Origin of the sequence: Micromonospora sp. NBC_00389, from assembly GCF_036059255.1 — a bacterium.
Taxonomy (GTDB): domain Bacteria; phylum Actinomycetota; class Actinomycetes; order Mycobacteriales; family Micromonosporaceae; genus Micromonospora.
On record NZ_CP107947.1, the window covers coordinates 4,377,867 to 4,396,082 of the forward strand.

Consider the following 18,216-nt stretch of genomic DNA (forward strand, 5'->3'; position numbering starts at 1 on the left):
TGGTGATCACTCATCCGTTCCATCCGTTGAAGGGGCAGAGCCTGGTTGTGCTGTTCATGCAGCGCAGGCGGCATGGTCTGTTCTTTGTGTGTGAGGTCGAGGGGAGGCGGCGGATCACGGTGGCTCAGGACTGGACCGACCGCGGTGTCGCCGCGTCGTCGGATCGGCTGGCGGTGGACGGCTTGTCGGCGGCGCGTGCGTTGATCGACAACATCGATCCAGCGCTGGCGGTGGCGGATTGCCATGGACAGGCTCCTGACATTGAGGTGAACGAGGAAGGCCCGAGCGGGCCGGGATCGGGGAACGGTGAGCGGGTGGGACGTGCGCCAGGCGGTGATGGCCGTGGCGAACATGGTCGAAATGCTTCTGCGCGGAGCGGTCAGCGATGACGCCGTCGTCGAAGATCACAGCGAGTCATCTGTCCCGGCTGGCGATCGTCTATGTGCGGCAGTCGACGTCGGCTCAGGTGCGGCAGAACACCGAATCGACCCAGCGCCAGTACGGTCTTGCCACCACTGCCGCCGAGCTGGGTTGGCTGGCCGAGCAGATCATCGTGGTCGACGCCGATCTGGGCGTGTCCGGACGGTTCGGGTCCGAGCGGGAGGGTTACCGGGAGATCGTGGCCCGGTTGTGCATGGGCGAGGTCGGGGCGGTGTTCGGCCTGGAGGTGTCCCGGCTGGGGCGCTCCAACGCCGACCTGAGCCGGTTGATGGAGTTGGCCCGGCTGACGGACACGCTGCTCATCGACACCGATGGCGTGTACGACCTGGCCAATGTCAACGACCGGATCCTGCTGGGGCTCAAGGGCCAGATGTCGGAGATCGAGCTGCACTTCCTGCTCGGCCGGTTGCACGGGGCGAAGCTGGCGGCGGCCCACCGCGGTGACCTACGCCATCCGCTGCCGGTCGGGTACGTCTACGACGAGGACGGGCAGATCATCAAGGACTCCGACGAGCAGGTCCGCCGCGCCGTCGAGGACCTGTTCGCCGAGTTCCAGCGCACGGGCTCGGCGCTCAGGACGGTGCGTGCCTTCCACGAGACCGGTCGCCTGTTCCCGCAACGGGCGTGGGCGGGAGCGTGGGCCGGGACGATCAAGTGGGGCAAGCTCACCCACTCCCGGGTCGCGCAGGCGCTGAAGAACCCGACCTACGCCGGTGTCTACACGTTCGGCAAGACTCGGGAGGTGCGCCGCGTTCTGCCCGACGGCACGGTGCGGTCCAGCCGCCGACGCCGGGCACGGGAGGAGTGGACGGTCCTGATCGAGGACCACCACGACAGCTACGTGACCTGGGCCGAGTTTCTGGTGACGGAGGCCAAGCTCGCGGCGAACAACACCCAGCGCGGCGCCCGGCCGGTCCGTGAGGGCACCCCGTTGTGCCAGGGCATCATCTTGTGCGGTACCTGCGGCGGTCGGGTCGGTACCCGGTACAGCCGTAAGGATCGCAAGGTGACCTACAAGTGCGCTGAGCCGACCGTGCGCTGCCGGACCGTCACCGCCGACACCGTCGATGACGCGGTCGCCGTCCTGTTGCTGCAAACCATGACGCCGCAACAGATTCAGGTCGCCTTGGCGGCTGCGGACGAGGTCGCCGACCGGCGGGTGCGCAGCCATCGGGCTGCCGAACTGGCGGTCGAACGGGCCGGCTACGAGGCCGACCGCGCTGAGCGTGCCTTCAGCCAGGTCGAGCCGGAGAACCGGCTGGTGGCGCGGACGCTGGAAACACGGTGGGAGGCCAAACTCTCCGCGCTTGCCGAGGCCGAAGCGGCGCTGGCCACCGCGCGGGCGGTCAAACCGCCGGTGCCCGACCATGAGGCGCTGCGGGCGCTGGCCGCGGACCTGCCGCGGTTGTGGGACGCGCCGACCACGAGCCCGCGTGACCGCAAGCGGTTGCTGCGCACGCTGATCGCCGACGTGACCCTGCTGCTGGAGCAGGACTCTGATGCCGTGCGCATCGGGGTGCGGTGGCACACCGGCGCCACCGACGAGGTCACCGTCGAGCGCCGCGGACCAGGCCGAACTCCGCCCGAGGCCCTCGACCTCGTGCGCCAGTACGGCGCGACCCACAGCAATGTGCAGATCGCGAAGATGCTCAACGACGCCGGCCTGCGCACCGGCAAGAACCTGCGCTTCACCCCGCGGCACGTCGCGGCGGTACGCGGCATCTACAAGATCTTCACTCCGCGCACGGTCGCGGTCCAGGAAGGGGAACTCAGCGTAAAACAGGCCGCCGAGATCTTGGGCATCCCCGCCGACGCGGTCTACAACTGGCTACGCCTCGGACAGGTCCCGGCCAATACTCGTGCGGGACGCTGGTGCATCCCCTGGGATTCGCAGACTCAGGAGATCTACCGGCAGAAGGTCGCGGGCTCGTTCCGGCTCAAGCCGAAGCCACCCGCGGAGTGCGATGGCTGACCTCGCCGCCTGTGGCCGAGCACACTGATCAGGCACGGGGCATACTGCACCACTAGTGCACTATACTGCACGGGTGGATGAGAGTACCGCCGCGCTCGCGCTGGCGATCGGGCTTCGGGTCAAGCGGGAACGTCAGGCACGGGGCTGGACCCTGGATCGGCTGGCGGAAGCGGCCGGGGTCAGCCGCCGAATGGTGGTCAATGTCGAGCAAGGCAGCGCGAACCCGAGCGTGGGGACGCTGCTGAGGATCAGCGACGCGCTCGGTGTCGGCCTGCCCGCCCTGGTCGAGCCACCCCAGCCCCGGCCGGTGAAGGTCACCCGCAGCGGCGACGGGGCCGTGTTGTGGAGCGGCGACTTCGGTGGACGCGGCGTGCTGGTGGCCGGCACGCAGCCGCCGGATGTGGTCGAGCTGTGGGACTGGACCTTGGAACCAGGCGACCGGCACATCAGCGAGGCCCACACAACGGGGACCAAGGAACTGCTGCTGGTGCACAACGGCACGGTCACGGTCGTGGTGGCCGGGCAGTCGTACACCCTCGACGCCCGGGACGCCCTCGCGTTCGGCGGCGACGTCGCGCACTCCTACACCAACGAGACCGCGCTGCCGGCACGGTTCTGCCTGGCGGTGTTCGAGCCGGGCGTCGGAACAATCCCACGATCGGAGACGCATGATGCCTGACATCGGCCTTGAACAGTTCCTCGTCGGGGGCGAGGTCGACACCGCGGTATTCGGGCTGCGACCGGATTACCGTGTCATGCTGCTGGCGGTCGACGGGCTTGTCCCGGGAGCCAGTGACCAGGCCAGCGACACGCTACTGCAAGCGGCAGAGAATGCGGCCCGTGACTCGTTGAGGGACGGGCCGGTGGAACAGCTGGCGCACGTGGCGGCCTGGCGGGAGGCGTACCGGGCGTTCGGCGCCAAACCGCAGCGCACCCGCAACAGCCTGGAGGCGTTGATGCGCCGCGTGGATGCCGGGCTGCCGCGGGTGAACCGGCTCACCGACATCTACAACGCGGTCTCGGTGCTGCACCAGCTCCCGCTCGGCGGAGAGGACCTGGCCCGCTACACCGGCGCGCCGCGGCTGGTCCGCGCGGCCGGTACGGAGCCGTTCGACACCGTCGCCGACGGCGCCACCGTGATCGAGCATCCCGAGCCCGGCGAGGTCGTGTGGTGCGACGACACAGGGGTGACCTGCCGCCGCTGGAACTGGCGCCAAGCCCGCCGCACCCAGCTGCGCGACGACACCACGACGGCATTGTTCATCCTCGACGCGCTCGACCCGCTCACCGAGCACGCCCTGCACACCGCCGCCGACGACCTGACCACCCACCTGATGCGGCTGGGACCTGACGTCCACACCGCCCGCCGTCTCATCACCGCTCACACGGCGTCCGTTGAAGGAGCCTGAAATGTTCATCCAGCCCTGGGATTCCGCCCTCGACCCGGCCGAGTGGCACGACTGGCTGTCCGCCACCGACCGGTTCGGGGTACTCGCGGTCAACAACCTCGACCCCGCCCAGGCACCGATCATGGTGCCCACCCACTTCACCGCCCGCAGCGACGAACTGCTGATCCACCTGGCCCGCCCGAACCCGGTCTGGCCGCACCTGGAAGCCGCCGCCGAGGTGCGCCTGGCGGTGATCGGCGACTACGCCTACATCCCCACCTACTGGCGCACCAAGCCCGGCGACGCCGACGAGGATGGCGTGCCGACCAGCTACTACGCCACGGTACAGTTCGTGTGCCGCCCCACGATCATCGACGACCCGCAGGGCAAGGCGCAGATCCTCGCCACCCAGCTGGCCGACTTCCAACCCGAAGGCCGCCACGGCACCGCCGCCGTCGACGCGCAACCCTACGGGCGGATGCTGCCCGGCATCCGCGGCCTGCGGCTCGCGGTCGTACGCGTCGACGCGAAGTTCAAGTACGACGACCACAAGCCTGTCGAGCACCGCGAACGCGTCACCGATCACCTGCAACAGCGCGGCCACGGCCTCGACGCCGGTGCCGCCGTCCAGCAACGCCGCCGTCTGGCCGCGATCGGCGACTGGCAGGACCACCGGGACCGGTCATGAACAACTCGGACCTCGCACCGGCCGTGCGCCCGGACAAGCATGAGTACGCGACGCTGGACAACGATTCGTGGGCCGTGCACGGCGGCAACCGCCCCGACCCGACGACCGGCGCGATCCGCACCCCGATCGTGATGGCGAACTCCTACCAGCTCCCACACGACCCGACCGACCTCGACGACACCGACCCCGACACCCTGGTCTACACCCGAGAGTCGGGCGCCAACCAGCTCGGCCTGCAAGCGAAGCTGGCCGCGATCGAACACGGTGAGGCAGCCGCGGTCTTCGCTACCGGCATGGCCGCCCTGCACGCCGCGTTCTTCACCCTGCTCAACCCCGGCGATCACGCGATCGTCTCCGACGTCGTCTACGGGCGCGTCTTCGGCCTGTTCGGTACCCTGCTGCCCGCCAAGCTCGGTATCGACGTCGACTTCGTCGACATCACCGACCTCGACGCCGCACGCGCGGCCGTACGCGACAACACCCGGCTCATCCACACCGAGGCCATCGCCAACCCGGACCTGCGCGTCGCCGACATCGCCGCACTGGCACACATCGCCCACACCAGCGGAGCACGGCTGACCGTCGACTCGACCTTCACACCACCGCCGATGCTGCGGCCCCTCGACCACGGCGCGGACCTCGTCATCCACTCCCTGACGAAATACATCAACGGTCACGGCGACGCGATGGGCGGCGCGGTCATCGGCAACCGCGACCTCATCGACGAGATCAAGACCGGGGCGATGCACCACATCGGCGGCGCCATCACCCCGTTCAACGCCTGGCTCATCATGCGAGGCTCGGTCACCCTCCCCCTGCGCCTGCAACGGCACTGCGACAACGCCCTGGCCATCGCCACCTTCCTCGCCCAAGATCCCCGGATTGCGTACGTCGCCTACCCCGGGCTGCCCGGCGACCCGCAGCACGCCCGCGCAGCCGCCCAGCTCAACGGCGGCTACGGCGGAGTCGTCTCCTTCGCCATCGCCGGCAACCACGAAGACCGAGTGCGATTCGTCAACGACCTGCGACTCATCACCTCCGCGGTGTCGCTCGGTCACGACGAAACACTCATCGCCTACGAGCAATACCCCGAGGCCAGAGCAGCTGCCTTCGCAGCACAATTCCGCGAGCACGGCCTCATCCGCCTCGCCGTCGGCCTCGAATCAGCCCACGACCTCATCGCCGACCTCGACGCCGCACTCACCACCGTCTACGGCCCACCAGCGACCAGCCGCTGACCCACCCAGAACACTGCGTCGGGCATCCGGCTGAGGCAGCCGCACGGCCCGCCGTGCGTACGTGCGGCTGCCCACGCCGAATGCTGCAGATCCCTACGCTCGTTGAAACCTTCGTCAGCCGGTCACGCCGCGCCAACCGCGCGACGAATCCAAAAAGCAACTACGGAGAGGCAGTATGAAACGCCCGTCGGAACAACGGCACGCGGGACGCTGTCCTCGATCGTCATCGCCCACCTCGTAAGGCGGTACGTCCGAACCCGCCGATCGGTAGACGGCGGGTGACGCCCTGGATGACCACCGCCCGCAGCAGAACCCCGCCGATCTTCGGCGACCCCTTGCCCGTCGCGTAGCGGCCCATCATCCCGGGGATCTTGACCGTCATCCACAACACCATCGCGACCAGCAGCAGGTTCAACACGTCCGAACCCGGCAGGCCGATCAGGACCGGAATGCTCGCGTCCGGGTCGGTGAGCAGTTGGATGCCGGTGGAGAACGCAATGGCCTGCAGCACGGCCGTGCCGAGGCAGCCCAGCAGGCTGCGCCACCACAGTTCGGCAGTGGGTTGCGTCCAGGGCAGGCAATAGCAGGCCAGCGCGACCGGGGCGAGCCCCGCCAGGATGACCAGCACCGCAACACGTACGACCCAACCGGTGACGAGGGCGAACATCAGTCCGACGATCAGCAGCCCGATGATCACGGCGAGGAGCGCGTTGGCCGGATCGCGGAGGGCGGAGGCCACGTGGGTGCGGACCACCGTGACCGCTTGCATGGTCGGAGCCGCAGTGCCGACCATGGCCACCGTCAACGCGTTGGCCACATCGATGAGCACGGCGCAGAGTGGGACCGCAAAGTTCGACAGGATGAACCCGACAACGAGGCGCGGCACGAGTTCCTTGACGCCGTATCGCATCTCGACCGAACTGCTGGTCATCGTCACGATGCCGGCGGTCACCAGCGCGAGGACGTAGCAGGCGTTGACGACCAGCGCACTCTTCGCGGCGATGGTCTGCACCTGCGGCAACACGGTGACGTCCGGCGACAGGAACAACGACGACGTCAGATAGGCAAGCAGCCCGCCGAGCAGGTCTTGCAGCCGATCGGCGAGCCACTCCACCAGGCCATCCATCATCCAGTTGACCATGACGGATGTCCTCAGCCGCCGATGATGCCCTGCAGCACCTGCAGGATCACGGGGGAGAGGACCGCCAACGCGTAGCCGATCAACGCGGACTTGAGGTTGCCCTTCGCCTGCTCGACCTGGGCCGGGTCGCCGCCGGCGGCCATGTAGCGCAGGCCGCCGATGACCAGGAACATTGTCGCGACCAGCGCGATGATGCCCATGATCCAGGCGGTGATGGAGGAGATGACGTCGTTGATGGATTTTGGAGCCGCCAGTGGCTGCGGCGCGGCGGCAGCGAGGTCGGACAGAACCGACAGAGTTGTGTGCATTGCGACGCTCCACAGGAGATCTGCGGGCCGCCGCGGTGGGGACCAAGGCGAGGCTCCGACTGGGCCGGTGGGGGCGCTCCTCCCTTGCGTTGGGCGAGGGGTTGCGGTGTCAGTACGCCGCGCCAGCCGTGCCGGACCAGTGGCCTCGCCGGATGGGCGGTCCCCACCGGGCGGGCATGCCGTGGATGACATGCACTGCCCAGATCTCGGCTGTCAGGCCGATCGAACTCGCCTGGCGCCTGTCACGACCTGACAAGACCGGTCAGCGACTCACGTAGTCCCCCTGGGAGCGCGAACCAGGAAGGTTGGCGCGGACCGAAACGCCAAGAGGCCGTCCCGGGCGTTCACACGAGACGGCCTTGTGCCGAGACCAGTAAGGGATCGGCGTGCAGCCCAAAAACAGAGCCAGGAGAGTGCTCGGAGTGAAACTGGGCAGCAGGTAGCCATTCCTTCAGCAGTGAATAAGGCGGGAATCCCGGCCGTTTACGGCCGGGTGGAACGCCGTCACGGACCTGGACGCTTCTGGTTCTCGACGTACTCCTCGACCACACTTAGTGGGGCACCGCCGCACGAGCCGGCGAAGTACGACGGCGACCATAGGTGACCGCCCCACAGATACCGACTGAGGTGAGACGAGAACTCCTGCCGGAGATACCGGGCCGAGACACCCTTGAGCGAGTTGACCAACTTCGACAGAGCCACGGTTGGCGGGTAGTGCACGAGCAGGTGGACGTGGTCGTCTTCGCCGTTGAACTCGCGCAGCTGCGCGCCGAAGTCTTCGCACACCTGGGCCATGACCTGCTGGCAGCGGGTGAGGATCGGATCGGTGAGGGCGCCGCGTCGGTACTTGGTGGTGAAGACCAAGTGCGCGTGAAGATTGTAGACGACGCTGCGACCCCTGCGCACGTCTGGGTCGGGAGTCCATCGAGGTGACATGGACCAAATGATACGATGGGCTGGTGAAGCTGATCGTGCAGGTGAAGCTGCTGCCGACGTCGGAGCAGGCGTCCGCGCTGACGGCGACTCTGCGCGCCTGCAACGAGGCGGCGTCCGATGTGGCGCGGATGGCCCGCGACATCGACTGCTACCGCAACTACGACCTGCGCCGGCACGCATACCACGGCATCAGGACCGACTACCGGCTCGGGGCGCAGGCCGCGCAGCACGTCATCAAGAAGGTCGCCGACGCCTACACCACGCTGCACGCCAACATCACGGCCGGTAACTACGGCAAGCCAGGGTCGCAGCGCCGGCGGCGGGTCGAGGCGACGCCGGTCCGATTCCGGTGGGACGCCGCGCAGCCGTACGACGCCAGGATGCTGTCGTGGCAGTCCGACTCGCGCACCGTGTCGATCTGGACGATCGACGGACGGTGCAAGGGTGTCGCCTACACCGGTTCACCCGAGCAGCTCAAGGCCGTGGCCGAGTTGTCGGTCGGGGAATCCGACCTCGTGCGCCGCGACGGCACGTGGTTTCTGTGCGCCACTGTCGAGGTTGCCGAGGCTGATCCGGTCGACCCGCAGGGGTTCCTTGGCGTGGATCTCGGCGTGGTGAACATCGCCACCGACTCCGACGGGCGGGTATACGCCGGGGAGAAGCTGAACCGCTACCGGCGGCGGCAGTTGCGACTGCGCGCCCGTCTGCAAGCCAAGGGCACCAAGTCCGCGCGGCGGCTGCTGGCCCGGCGCAAGCGCAAGGAAGCGCGGCATGCCACCGACACCAACCATGTGATCTCGAAAAGCATCGTGGCCGAGGCCGCACGCACCTCGCGCGGGGTCGCCGTCGAGCAGTTGACGGGGATCCGGCAGAGGGTACGGTTGCGCAAGCCCCAACGGGCCGCGGTGCATTCGTGGGCGTTCGCCCAGCTCGGCTCTTTCCTGACCTACAAGGCTCGCCGGGCCGGTGTCGCTCTTGTCCAGGTCGACCCGGCGTATACCTCGCAGACGTGTGCGCAGTGTGGTCACTGGGACAAGCGGAACCGGCCCGACCAGGCCACCTTCATCTGCCGGTCGTGCGGGGTCGTTGCCCACGCCGATCGGAATGCGGCCGTCAACATCGCCCAGCGCGGTGTGGACGGCTGGGGAGCAGTCAATCGCCCACACGCGGCACCTCGTTGCACCCAGCAGCGGGGTTGATCCGCAAGCCCGCCCATTCATGGGCGGGTAGTTGACAGAGCAGCTGTTTGACGTCCGAGGGATCTGACGGTCAGCGCGGGTGGGTGACCCTGCGTGTCAGATGCCCTCTGCGCGGCTGACCGCTTAACTCTCGGATCTGCCGAGGTGAGTGCGTCAATCGTCGACGGCGCGGCAGAGGAAGCGCTCACCCACCTCGGCGATGTCCTCGGTGGTCCACTCGAGCGCGGGCGCGGCGACGGTGACCTCGGCCATCGCGATACCCGGTACGGCCGTTGCCTGCCAGCCGGCGACGAACCACAGCTTCTCCTCCTCGGCGAGCGCCAGCGCAGCGTCGTTCAGTGCCTGCGCCGGGTGGGGCAGCCAGAGACGGAATCGATGGGTATGCGGAGGTTCTGGATACACCCGCGCGCCGGGAAGCGCCGCGAGTGCCGCAGCGACTGTCCGCGCGTGCCGTACGTATTCGGGGATGCGGGGCAACTCCCTGTTCAGACCGGCGAGTGCGCTCAGGGCGGCTGGCCACTGCTGGAACACCTCGCCGCCATAGCGGTGCCGCCAGACGCGGGCGTAGGAGGCGAGCTCCGTGGTGCCCGCGAGCGCCGCACCGCTGATGCCGCCGATCGTCTTGTAGAACGACACGTAGGTGCTGTCGGCGAGGTTCGCGATCTCGCTGAGGGTATGCGCCAGGTGTGTGGTGGATTCCCAAATCCGAGCGCCGTCGAAATGGACGCGTGCACCGATGGCGCGAGCTGCGGCGGATACGGCGGCGAGTTCGTCCCAGGAGGGAAGGACGAAGCCGGCGTCGCGCAGTGGGAGTTCGATGACGACGGTGCTCACGGGCTCGCCGAGCGCGGTGATCTCGTCGGCGGTCGGGTTGCGGGGCGCGGTTGTCGGCCAGGTACTGCTCAGGCCACTGAGGTGGGCATAGGCATGGCGTTGGTGTACTTCCAGGTGCCCGAGCGGGTGGACAGCGACCGTCGGGTTCCCTGTGCGGTCAGCGCCATGGCGCAGCGCGACCTGCTGGGCCATCGTGCCGGTGGGGAAGAATACGGCCGCTTCGGTTCCCAGTAGGTCTGCCACGCGTTCTTCTAGCGTGGTCACCGGACCGTCGCCGTAGTAGTCGGGCCAATTATCGAGATCACCGCCCGCGTCCATGTCTGCGAGCCGCTCCCTCATGGTGGTGGGCGGGTCGCCGGAAAGAATCCGGTCGCAGGCTCGTAGCGCGGCAAGCCGACGTTGCCTCGTGTTGTGCGACATCGGCGGATCGTTGCATGCCAGCCAGGAGCGGGCCACCTGGATTCGGAGGCAGGTCGGCATCCTATGCACGCCTCTCGTATGGCACGTGGGATGCAGGCCGCGGCGTTTGGAGGAGCGGGCCGAGACCCGCATCGGCGAGGAGCTAACCCTGAACCTGGTGCACCTGTCGCGCACTCGATTGCCGCCGACCGCGCCCGCCGGTCGTTGAAGGGGCCCGTCACTGGCTGTAGCCGAAGGTAGCCGGCTTGGGCGTCCCATCATGCCGATGAGCGGACGTCTCGGGGATAGTGCTTGCGTTGGTCGGGTTGTCCGGCACCGGCCGCAACCGGCCGGCGCCGGACGTTGCGGTTCAACCGCCGATCATTGCTGGTCGGGTGCGTAGACGTTCATGACAACGTCGTTGGAAGGGTTGTGAGCGGAGCAGCCGCAGGCCGGTCGGCTGGGGTTGCTCGCCACGATGCACGACCTCTCCATCGCCGGCGAGTACGCCGACCGGATGGTGCTGCTCGCCGACGGCCGGGGCGTCGCCGCAGGCACCCCCGGGAAGCGCTCACCGAGAAGCTGCTCGCCGAGCACTACCGGGCAAGCGTGCGGGTGGTGGACGGCGAGCATGGGCCGCTGGTGGTGCCGGTGCGGCCGGAGCCGCGCCCGGTCAGGGCGGAGTGGTCCCGAGGATCGAGAAGAACGCCCCCTGTGGATCGGTGAGCACGGCGAACCGGCCCCGCGTGAGGTCGGTCGGCTGGACGGCGAGGGTCGCGCCCATCCCTAGCGACTCGGCGACGACCCTGTCGGTGTCGGTGACCGCGAAGTAGACCATCCAGTGGGACGGGAGGTCACCCCAGTCTTCGCCGATCATGGGCATCATCCCGGCGACGGGGCTGCCATCCAGCTGCCAGGTGGTGTAGGTGATCGGGCCCATCGGTTGGTCGTCCGCCGTCCAGCCGAACACCGACCCGTAGAACTCCTTAGCCCGGTCCGACTCCCGCGTGGTCAGCTCGGCCCAGGTCAGCGAGCCGGGTACGTCGAACACCTCGGCCCCCGGCATGCCGAGCGACTGCCACACCCCGAACGGTGCCCCGGCCGGGTCGGCGAAGAGCGCCGTCCGCCGGGAGCCGGGGACGTCGAAGGGCTCGGTCAGGATCCGGCCGCCGGCGGCGGTCACCCGCCGGCCGGCCCCGCCGGCGTCGTCGGTCGCCAGGTAGGGCATCCAGGCGGGCGGCCGTTGCGGGCCCGTCCCCAGCCCGGCGCCGGCGACCGGTCTGCCCTGCTGATGGAAGACGAGGTGACCGTCAGCCGGGGGTTGCCGGTCTGCCTCGGCAACGGCCCAGCCGAACAGGGGCGCGTAGAAGCGCGCCGCGCCGGCGAGGTCGGTGGTGACCAGGTTGACCCAGGCGGGTGCCCCCGGTGGAATGTCCGTCATGGCGTCGGCTCGGCTTCCTCTGCTCGTGGGCGGCTCTGGGCGGGATGGCGGGCGGGCCGTACAGCCGGTGGCCGTCAGCCGGCACCGGGGCTGGCGAGGGCGATGACGTTGAAGAGGGCGCACTGCGGGTCGCGGAGGGCGGCGTAGCGGCCGGCCGGAATGTCCTGGGGCGGGACCAGGATGGTGCCGCCCAGCTCGCCGGCGCGGGCGGCCGGCTCCGCGTCGACCACCGCGAAGTACACCGACCAGTAGGCGGGCGAGTCCGCCGGGAAGTCGTCGCCGAGCGGCGGCACTATCCCCGCCACGATCTGCGCGCCGAGCCGCCAGCTGGTGCGGGTGATCGTTCCCATCGGCTGGTCGTCTGGGTGCCAGCCGAAGACCAGCTCGTAGAAGACCTTCGCGCCTACCGGGTCGGGGGTGACCAGTTCGTTCCAGGCCATCGCGCCGGGCACGTTGAACACCTCGGCGCCGGGCATCGCCATCGTCTGCCAGACGCTGAACGTCGCGCCGGCCGGGTCGGCGAAGATCGCCATCCGCCCCCGGTCGAAGACCTCGAACGGGGGCACCACCACCTGCCCGCCGGCCCGCTCGACCCGGCCGGCCAACAGGTCTGCGTCGTCGATCGCCACGTACGTCGACCAGATCGGCACCTGCTCGGGAACGGCCGGGGGGGCCGGCCCCGGCCACCGCCCTGCCACCGAGGAGGAAGACCGTGAAGCCGCCCGCCTCGGGCTCCGGCGCCACCCGTCCGGTCCAGCCGAACAGTTCCGGGTAGAAGCGCCGCGCGTCGGCGAGGCCCGGGGCGGCCAGGTCGGCCCAGCAGGGCGTGCCCGGCGGGACGCTGTTCACGTCGACCCCTCTCGACTGGGGGCGGCCACCGCCGGCACGCCCTGCCGGCATCGTGGCACCGTTCGCGCGTCGTACGGGGCGGATCGGGCGAATCGTCAGCTGACCGTCGTCCGGATCTGCCGCAGACCGCGCGCTACGCAGCGTCACCACAACTGCATCAAGCCCGCACCCGGTCGTGCCGAGATGCGTGCACCTCACTTCGAGTTGTTGCTGGGCCTGCGGGCTTTTTCGCTGTGTGAGGTGGGTGGCAAGGACCAGCCCGTTCCAGACGGTGACCTTGACGCGGCACCACATCTCTAGTAGATATATCTGGCAGATAGTTCAACCGAGTGTGAGGCAATGACGATGGCGCGTTCGAGTCAGACCGACATGGCCGTCCTCGGGGCGCTGAGCACCGAGCCGATGACTGGTTACGCGCTGCGCGAAGCGATCCGCGATGTTCTCGGGCACTTCTGGAGCGAGAGCTTCGGGCAGATCTACCCGGCGCTCGCCGAGCTGGAGCGCCACGGGCTTGTGAGGCGGAGCGGGTCGGCCAAGGCAGGCTCGTCAACATTCGCCATCACCCCGTCGGGGACCCGCCGCCTGCGCGAGCTGCTTGCCCAGCCGGTCCAAGCAGTGCCGGCCCGCAACGGCCTGCTCCTGCGTTTGTTCTTCGGCCGCACCCTGGGTGTTGCGGCGTGCCGTGCCCTCATCACCGCGGCCGAGGCCGAGGCACAACAGCGGCTGCTCCAGTTCGACGAGCTGGCCGTCCAAATTGCCGGAGAGCCGCAGTACGCCGACGACGCACCCTTCTGGCAACTCACGATCTCAGCGGGCCGCCACAGTGCCCACGCGGCGATCGCCTGGGCGCAGGAATGCCTCGCGGCGCTCGATGACATCGATCCCTCGCGACAGGAGAACACCGGATGACCGCGACAACGATGGGCTGGACTCTGGTAAAGGGTGCGCCGATGGCAGCCGCCGTCGGGTTGGTCGGCATCGCGCTGTTCCAGCTCGCCCTCGCTGTGGGGGCGCCGCTGGGGCGAGCCGCATGGGGCGGTACCCACGTGGGCCCGTTGCCCACCGGGTGGAGAGTCGCAAGCGGTGTGGCGGTCATCGTCTGGACGTTCGCCGCGCTGGTCGTGCTCCGTCGGGGCGGGATGGGACTGCTCGGGATGCCCGAGACCGTGGCCCGCTGGGGCACGTGGGTCCTTTTCGGACTCTTGCTCCTTGGCGTTCTGATGAATGTCGCGTCCTCAAGCGCCTGGGAGCGGTACTTTTGGGGGCCGTACGCGCTGATCCTCGCCGGCCTGTGCTCCCTGGCAGCCAACAGCGACGGGACCTGATCGCGGCGGCGCCGAAGGCCCCGCCGGATGACGCGCGCCGCCTGCTGGCCATGCATCCTCAATTGCCGCTGTCCGCCCCGGTGGCAGCCCCTCCTGGCGTCACACACTAGGCGACGATGAACGAACACGGTCCAGACACGACCCTTCCCGTGCGCCGGAAGTGGCCATACAACGTGCTGGCACGGGGCCTGACCACGAAGGAGGTGTTGGCATTGCCTGTCGGCCGGCTCCACCATCTGGTCGTCGACTGCCCGGATCCGATGGCCGAGGCGCGGTTCTGGAGCGCGGTCCTCGGCGACCCGATCACCTACGCGGACGAGGACTTCGTCGTCGTGTCGGCCAGCACGGCGGCGTCCGGGCTGGCGTTTCAGCGCGCCGCCGACCTGACGCCGCCGACGTGGCCGGAGCCGGCAGTGCCGCAGCAGATGCACCTTGACGTAATGGTCGACGACCAGGATGCCGCGGGTGAGGCAGTGCTCGCGCTGGGCGCGCGGCGGTTGCCCGGCGATCACGTGTACGCCGATCCCGCTGGCCACCCCTTCTGCCTGATCAGGCGCCCCACCTGGGCGCCGCCGGTGAACTGAGCCTCAGCGCTGGCTCGTGCTCCGGACCGGCGTGGCTCCCTTCGGCGGCCACTTGATCGTCCGGCCGACCAGCAACTGCCAGGCCGGCCAGTCTCGTAAGCCCACGGCTTGATCCGGTGCGCACATCTGCCGCCGACCGTGCGCGCTGGGCCTCGAGGCGCCCTGACGCTCGGTCTTCAACAGCAGCTGGCGCGGCTGGGAATCATCCGAGTGCGGTCCTCACCGAGCGATCGGCGGCGGTTCTGCGGAACCCGCAGCATGGCGAGCTGTTCATCGTTGACCAGCCGACGCAACCCTGCCCTGCCAACGCGGACGCCCCGGGCCCGCGCTCAGTCCACGTCGGCCGGGATCGGGTCGAACGACGTCCCGTCCGCCGGGCCCACCTCGTGCAACCGCCCGTCCCGCACCAGGTACACGAAATTGTGCCGGGTCCGCGCGGCGAAGTCGGCCCGCTGCTCGTCGGTCCAGTCGTCGCGGTGGGTGCGGGGGTACTCGGCGTGGTCCGGTTCGGTCAGCAGCCGGACCACGTAGACGGCGTTGGCGCGCACCTCGATACGCCAGCGGTCGTCGGGCCACTCGCCCTCGGCCTCGATGACGCCGTCGACGACGTGGCCGAAGGTGAACCTGTCCAGCGCGGGCGGATACACCCGGCCGGGCACCGGGTCGACCCGCTCGCGCGCGACGGTGGCGTCCTGCTTCAGGAACGTGTGCACCAGGTACCCCATCCAGAATTCGGCATCGTAGAACTTCTCGTTCTCGTTCCAGGCGATCGCGGTGCCGTCGGCGGTCGGCGCCCACTTGCACCAGTACCCGGGCTTGCGCGGGTCTGGATCCCTGGCGTCCTCGATCTCGTCGCCGTAGCCGAGGGCGTAGGGGCCGGTGGACCGCGGTTCGTGCCTGGTCTCGGCGAACGCCAGCAGGTAGTCGATCTCGTGCTGGTTCAGCGGAGGAGTGATCGTCACCTGGCCGGTGAACGTGGTCTCGTAACCCACGGCGGTTCCCTTCCACGAAGCGTCGCATGTGTATACCAAAGCGTGGAAGGCACTGATCCGAGCGTGCAGGAGTTCGGGAGTGGAGCTGACCGGCACGTTGGCGGAGACCCACTGGGAATCGCATCGACCTGCGATCTTCGGGGCGGCCTACCGGATCCTCGAGGCCGAGGCCGAGGCCTGCCTGTCGGCGGCGTGGCAGCGCAGGAGCCGAACGCAAGATCTGAAATCGGCGAAGGTATCCGCTTCTGCCGCCGACCGCGCGCTATCCAGCGTCACGACAACCGGGTCAAGCCGGCGCGCGGTCGTGCCGATGAGCCGTTGCCTGCCTCTCCGTCGCGGGTACGGCTTTGGCGAGAACCACTGCTCGTCAGCGGCGGAGCCAAAAGACATCCCTAAGGATCGCGTTGCCAACACGCTCGTCGGTGACCCAGGTCAAGCCCCTGCGCTCGAAGGGGAAGCCGGAGCGGTAGAACAGCACCATGGCGGGCACGAGTGTCACGCAGCCGACTGCCCAGGCCCCCATGAAGACCGGTTGCGGCAGCGTGGGCGCAATCTGCGCTACGGAGACGATGCCCCAGACAACCACCGGAAGCAGCACAAGGTTGGCCACGCGAGCCAACCAGACGGCGGTTCGGTACACTGCGCTCCGCCGGATGCCCAGCAGTGCATCATCCTCGATCGGCAGCATGCGGGCCATCGTAGAGCGACCCTGCCACGTCGAGTCCCCTGTCGCACGAGGCGATCGGCTCCTCCCACGGCCCCTCGCAAATGGGCCCTCGCGTCCTCAACTGCCGCGATCCGCACATGGCGGAGCGTGACGGCGGCCGCTACCGCTCGGCATCCTGATCTGCCGAGATGAGTGCGCCTGATCTTGCGGGCCAGGGCGTCATGCACGATTGACAGAACGCGCAGTCTGACTGCGCGTTCTGTCGGATGGCCATGGACGCAACGGCCGCCGGCCTACGTCGCCATGTCAGTCGTCGGGCTCCACGGTGAACCACCAGTCACCGCTGACGTGGACCTGCAGCCTGACGCCGAGTCCTGTCTCCGTCCGCACCTCTTCTGGTGCGTCGGCCGGGGTGCCGGGAACGTAGGAGTAGTACCAGTTCCACCTCCAGGAGCTGTCGCGGAGGTGGAACGACGTGCCGGGGCCCCAGCCGCCCTTCTCAATCCGGTGCACATTCACGCCAGAGTGCTCGATCGCGTCGGACACCCGCGTGAACGCAGCCTCGCTCTCAGCGTCGAACGGCAGCTCGGGGTCGTCGGGATTCGCGCAACTCGAGTCGCGGTCCCGGAACGCTCCGTGCGACCAGGTGAACACGCGGCACGCCGGACGACCCCACGCCGCTTTCTCGTCGATGTACAGGGTGAGCCCCCAGTCGTCTGCCACCGGCAGAACCTGACGTTCCAGGTCCGCGACGTCGTCAAGCTGCCTTTGGCGCGGGAACACCGGCGGCTCACCCTGGTTGATGAGCGAATGGACGTCGTACCCGCCAGGCATGACGAACCTGCCGCCGCCGGGCAGCTCGATTGGGCCTGCCGCCGTGAGTCCGACGACCGCGGCCACGACCGCGGCGACGCTGCCAAGCGCCCGCCGGCGCCGGCTGCGGCGCATTGCTCGCCGTGCGGCGGCGAGGGTACGCCCAGCGTCGGGACCGGCATCCGGGTAGCCCGGGGCGCCCGCCCGCAGCCGGGCGAGAACGTCATCATCGTGAAGCTGGACGCTCATCGCAGATCCCCTTCCGCGAAGATCTCGCGCAGCCGGGCGATCCCGCGCGCGTGGTGGGACTTAACCGTGCCGACCGAGATCCCCAGCTCGTGGGCAACCTCGGTCTCGGTGAGGTCGAGCAGGTGTCGCAGCACCACGACCCGCCGCTGCGCCAGCGGCAGCCGGGCCAGAGCCTGGACCACGGCGTTGCGGGCGACGACGGCACCCGTGTTGTCAGGCCCGGCCTGTTCGGGCAGCGCGCCCGGGTCGACGACGACCTCGCGACGCGTGCGCCGCCACCCATCCACCCGCAGGTTGACCAGCACCCGACGCGCGTACGCCTGCGGGTCGCCGTCGCGCGCCACGCGTCGCCAGGATCGATACATGCGCTCGTAGGTGGCCTGGACCAACTCCTCCGCACGGACCGGGTCACCACACAGCAGCACAGCAGTGCGTAACAAATATCGACCGGACGCGACCACGAACGAGACGAACTCCTGATCACGCGTGCCCCCTGGCCTGACGCGGACGGGGGCACCCCCAAGCTCATCAACCACCGTGGGCGCCACGGGTACGGAGCCAGCGGCAGACGGCTCGCTATACATGCTCACACTCATCACCACGCAGCAGCATCACTGAACGTTGTCAACGGATCAGGTCAATCCCAAGCGGCGCCCGGCAGGGCCATACGCGCATCGATGACGCCAAGCAAGGTCAAGCGACCGATCATGCCGCTGTCCGGGCGCCCATGATGCTGGCCATGGTGCATGGTC

19 protein-coding genes and 2 pseudogenes are annotated in these 18,216 nt (G+C 68.9%); 11 read left to right on the top strand and 10 right to left on the bottom strand.

The genetic code is table 11. The annotated features are described in order from the left end of the window. Positions 1–2: 2 nt before the first annotated feature. From OG470_RS20805 to OG470_RS20830, 6 genes are all read left to right on the top strand, one after another. Positions 3–389 (top strand): DUF5372 family protein, encoded by a 387-nt coding sequence (locus tag OG470_RS20805; protein WP_328414658.1) that lies wholly within the window; start codon positions 3–5, stop codon positions 387–389. Further along, positions 386–2,413 carry a recombinase family protein gene (locus OG470_RS20810; RefSeq protein WP_328414660.1) on the top strand — a complete coding sequence of 676 codons (2,028 nt, stop codon included), beginning with the start codon at positions 386–388 and terminating at the stop codon, positions 2,411–2,413. The genes OG470_RS20805 and OG470_RS20810 overlap by 4 nt, the downstream gene beginning before the upstream one ends. A 73-nt stretch (positions 2,414–2,486) precedes the next feature. Further along, positions 2,487–3,092 carry a helix-turn-helix domain-containing protein gene (locus tag OG470_RS20815; RefSeq protein WP_328414662.1) on the top strand — a complete coding sequence of 202 codons (606 nt, stop codon included), beginning with the start codon at positions 2,487–2,489 and terminating at the stop codon, positions 3,090–3,092. Further along, positions 3,085–3,822, top strand: coding sequence for a B3/B4 domain-containing protein (locus OG470_RS20820; RefSeq protein ID WP_328414664.1), 738 nt, complete (start codon positions 3,085–3,087; stop codon positions 3,820–3,822). Before OG470_RS20815 ends, OG470_RS20820 begins: the two co-directional genes overlap by 8 nt. 1 nt (position 3,823) lies before the next feature. Beyond that, the gene (locus tag OG470_RS20825; RefSeq protein WP_328414666.1) at positions 3,824–4,489 is read left to right on the top strand and encodes an FMN-binding negative transcriptional regulator; all 666 of its coding nucleotides are present in this window, start codon (positions 3,824–3,826) and stop codon (positions 4,487–4,489) included. Then, positions 4,486–5,727, top strand: coding sequence for a trans-sulfuration enzyme family protein (locus OG470_RS20830; protein ID WP_328414668.1), 1,242 nt, complete (start codon positions 4,486–4,488; stop codon positions 5,725–5,727). The genes OG470_RS20825 and OG470_RS20830 overlap by 4 nt, the downstream gene beginning before the upstream one ends. Before the next feature lie 223 nt (positions 5,728–5,950). Here the strand turns inward: OG470_RS20830 and OG470_RS20835 are convergent, their stop codons facing one another. The 3 genes from OG470_RS20835 to tnpA all read right to left on the bottom strand — a co-directional run bounded on the left by OG470_RS20835 (position 5,951) and on the right by tnpA (position 8,112). Continuing rightward, positions 5,951–6,868 (bottom strand): hypothetical protein, encoded by a 918-nt coding sequence (locus OG470_RS20835; protein ID WP_328414670.1) that lies wholly within the window; start codon positions 6,866–6,868, stop codon positions 5,951–5,953. Positions 6,869–6,879: 11 nt separating this feature from the next. Next, positions 6,880–7,176 (bottom strand): pilin, encoded by a 297-nt coding sequence (locus OG470_RS20840; protein ID WP_328414672.1) that lies wholly within the window; start codon positions 7,174–7,176, stop codon positions 6,880–6,882. Between the two features lie 504 nt (positions 7,177–7,680). Continuing rightward, entirely contained in the window at positions 7,681–8,112 is a 432-nt protein-coding gene (gene tnpA, locus OG470_RS20845; protein WP_328414674.1) for an IS200/IS605 family transposase, read from the bottom strand. Between the two features lie 23 nt (positions 8,113–8,135). On the opposite strand from tnpA, the gene OG470_RS20850 reads away from it, so the two are divergent. Next, positions 8,136–9,311 (top strand): RNA-guided endonuclease InsQ/TnpB family protein, encoded by a 1,176-nt coding sequence (locus tag OG470_RS20850; RefSeq protein WP_328414676.1) that lies wholly within the window; start codon positions 8,136–8,138, stop codon positions 9,309–9,311. Between the two features lie 153 nt (positions 9,312–9,464). Here the strand turns inward: OG470_RS20850 and OG470_RS20855 are convergent, their stop codons facing one another. Continuing rightward, positions 9,465–10,565, bottom strand: coding sequence for a threonine aldolase family protein (locus tag OG470_RS20855; protein ID WP_328414678.1), 1,101 nt, complete (start codon positions 10,563–10,565; stop codon positions 9,465–9,467). A 439-nt stretch (positions 10,566–11,004) separates the two neighbouring features. Here OG470_RS20855 and OG470_RS20860 point away from each other — a divergent pair. After that, positions 11,005–11,270 (top strand): annotated as a pseudogene (locus OG470_RS20860) (hypothetical protein); the annotation flags it as partial. Here OG470_RS20860 and OG470_RS20865 read toward each other — a convergent pair. Both OG470_RS20865 and OG470_RS20870 read right to left on the bottom strand, forming a co-directional pair. Beyond that, on the bottom strand, positions 11,218–11,985 hold the full coding sequence (locus OG470_RS20865) for a VOC family protein (RefSeq protein ID WP_328414679.1): 768 nt from the start codon (positions 11,983–11,985) through the stop codon (positions 11,218–11,220). The pseudogene OG470_RS20860 and the gene OG470_RS20865 sit on opposite strands and share 53 nt — an antisense overlap. A 74-nt stretch (positions 11,986–12,059) precedes the next feature. Then, positions 12,060–12,885, bottom strand: a pseudogene (locus tag OG470_RS20870) (VOC family protein). A gap of 288 nt (positions 12,886–13,173) precedes the next feature. Here OG470_RS20870 and OG470_RS20875 point away from each other — a divergent pair. The 3 genes from OG470_RS20875 to OG470_RS20885 all read left to right on the top strand — a co-directional run bounded on the left by OG470_RS20875 (position 13,174) and on the right by OG470_RS20885 (position 14,743). Then, on the top strand, positions 13,174–13,743 hold the full coding sequence (locus OG470_RS20875; protein WP_328414681.1) for a PadR family transcriptional regulator: 570 nt from the start codon (positions 13,174–13,176) through the stop codon (positions 13,741–13,743). Further along, complete coding sequence (locus OG470_RS20880) at positions 13,740–14,159, top strand: hypothetical protein (RefSeq protein WP_328414683.1); 420 nt, start codon at positions 13,740–13,742, stop codon at positions 14,157–14,159. Before OG470_RS20875 ends, OG470_RS20880 begins: the two co-directional genes overlap by 4 nt. 212 nt (positions 14,160–14,371) lie before the next feature. Further along, complete coding sequence (locus OG470_RS20885; RefSeq protein WP_442931202.1) at positions 14,372–14,743, top strand: VOC family protein; 372 nt, start codon at positions 14,372–14,374, stop codon at positions 14,741–14,743. Between the two features lie 329 nt (positions 14,744–15,072). Here OG470_RS20885 and OG470_RS20890 read toward each other — a convergent pair whose 3' ends face one another. From OG470_RS20890 to OG470_RS20905, 4 genes are all read right to left on the bottom strand, one after another. Next, positions 15,073–15,735 (bottom strand): hypothetical protein, encoded by a 663-nt coding sequence (locus OG470_RS20890; RefSeq protein ID WP_328414685.1) that lies wholly within the window; start codon positions 15,733–15,735, stop codon positions 15,073–15,075. Positions 15,736–16,102: 367 nt separating this feature from the next. Beyond that, positions 16,103–16,423, bottom strand: coding sequence for a hypothetical protein (locus OG470_RS20895; protein WP_328414687.1), 321 nt, complete (start codon positions 16,421–16,423; stop codon positions 16,103–16,105). A 285-nt stretch (positions 16,424–16,708) separates the two neighbouring features. Then, positions 16,709–17,302, bottom strand: a complete 594-nt coding sequence (locus OG470_RS20900; RefSeq protein ID WP_328414689.1) for a hypothetical protein — start codon at positions 17,300–17,302, stop codon at positions 16,709–16,711. A 158-nt stretch (positions 17,303–17,460) separates the two neighbouring features. Continuing rightward, positions 17,461–18,060, bottom strand: a complete 600-nt coding sequence (locus OG470_RS20905; protein WP_328414692.1) for a SigE family RNA polymerase sigma factor — start codon at positions 18,058–18,060, stop codon at positions 17,461–17,463. Between the last annotated feature and the right edge of the window lie 156 nt (positions 18,061–18,216).

What these genes read in the sequence shown, in the direction of transcription:
- OG470_RS20810 (WP_328414660.1), top strand. Translation starts at nt 386, where the DNA reads ATGACGCCGTCGTCGAAGATCACAGCGAGTCATCTGTCCCGGCTGGCG.
- OG470_RS20820 (WP_328414664.1), top strand. Translation starts at nt 3,085, where the DNA reads ATGCCTGACATCGGCCTTGAACAGTTCCTCGTCGGGGGCGAGGTCGAC.
- OG470_RS20825 (WP_328414666.1), top strand. Translation starts at nt 3,824, where the DNA reads ATGTTCATCCAGCCCTGGGATTCCGCCCTCGACCCGGCCGAGTGGCAC.
- OG470_RS20830 (WP_328414668.1), top strand. Translation starts at nt 4,486, where the DNA reads ATGAACAACTCGGACCTCGCACCGGCCGTGCGCCCGGACAAGCATGAG.
- OG470_RS20835 (WP_328414670.1), bottom strand. Translation starts at nt 6,868, where the DNA reads ATGGTCAACTGGATGATGGATGGCCTGGTGGAGTGGCTCGCCGATCGG.
- OG470_RS20840 (WP_328414672.1), bottom strand. Translation starts at nt 7,176, where the DNA reads ATGCACACAACTCTGTCGGTTCTGTCCGACCTCGCTGCCGCCGCGCCG.
- tnpA (WP_328414674.1), bottom strand. Translation starts at nt 8,112, where the DNA reads ATGTCACCTCGATGGACTCCCGACCCAGACGTGCGCAGGGGTCGCAGC.
- OG470_RS20855 (WP_328414678.1), bottom strand. Translation starts at nt 10,565, where the DNA reads ATGTCGCACAACACGAGGCAACGTCGGCTTGCCGCGCTACGAGCCTGC.
- OG470_RS20865 (WP_328414679.1), bottom strand. Translation starts at nt 11,985, where the DNA reads ATGACGGACATTCCACCGGGGGCACCCGCCTGGGTCAACCTGGTCACC.
- OG470_RS20875 (WP_328414681.1), top strand. Translation starts at nt 13,174, where the DNA reads ATGACGATGGCGCGTTCGAGTCAGACCGACATGGCCGTCCTCGGGGCG.
- OG470_RS20880 (WP_328414683.1), top strand. Translation starts at nt 13,740, where the DNA reads ATGACCGCGACAACGATGGGCTGGACTCTGGTAAAGGGTGCGCCGATG.
- OG470_RS20895 (WP_328414687.1), bottom strand. Translation starts at nt 16,423, where the DNA reads ATGCTGCCGATCGAGGATGATGCACTGCTGGGCATCCGGCGGAGCGCA.
- OG470_RS20905 (WP_328414692.1), bottom strand. Translation starts at nt 18,060, where the DNA reads ATGAGTGTGAGCATGTATAGCGAGCCGTCTGCCGCTGGCTCCGTACCC.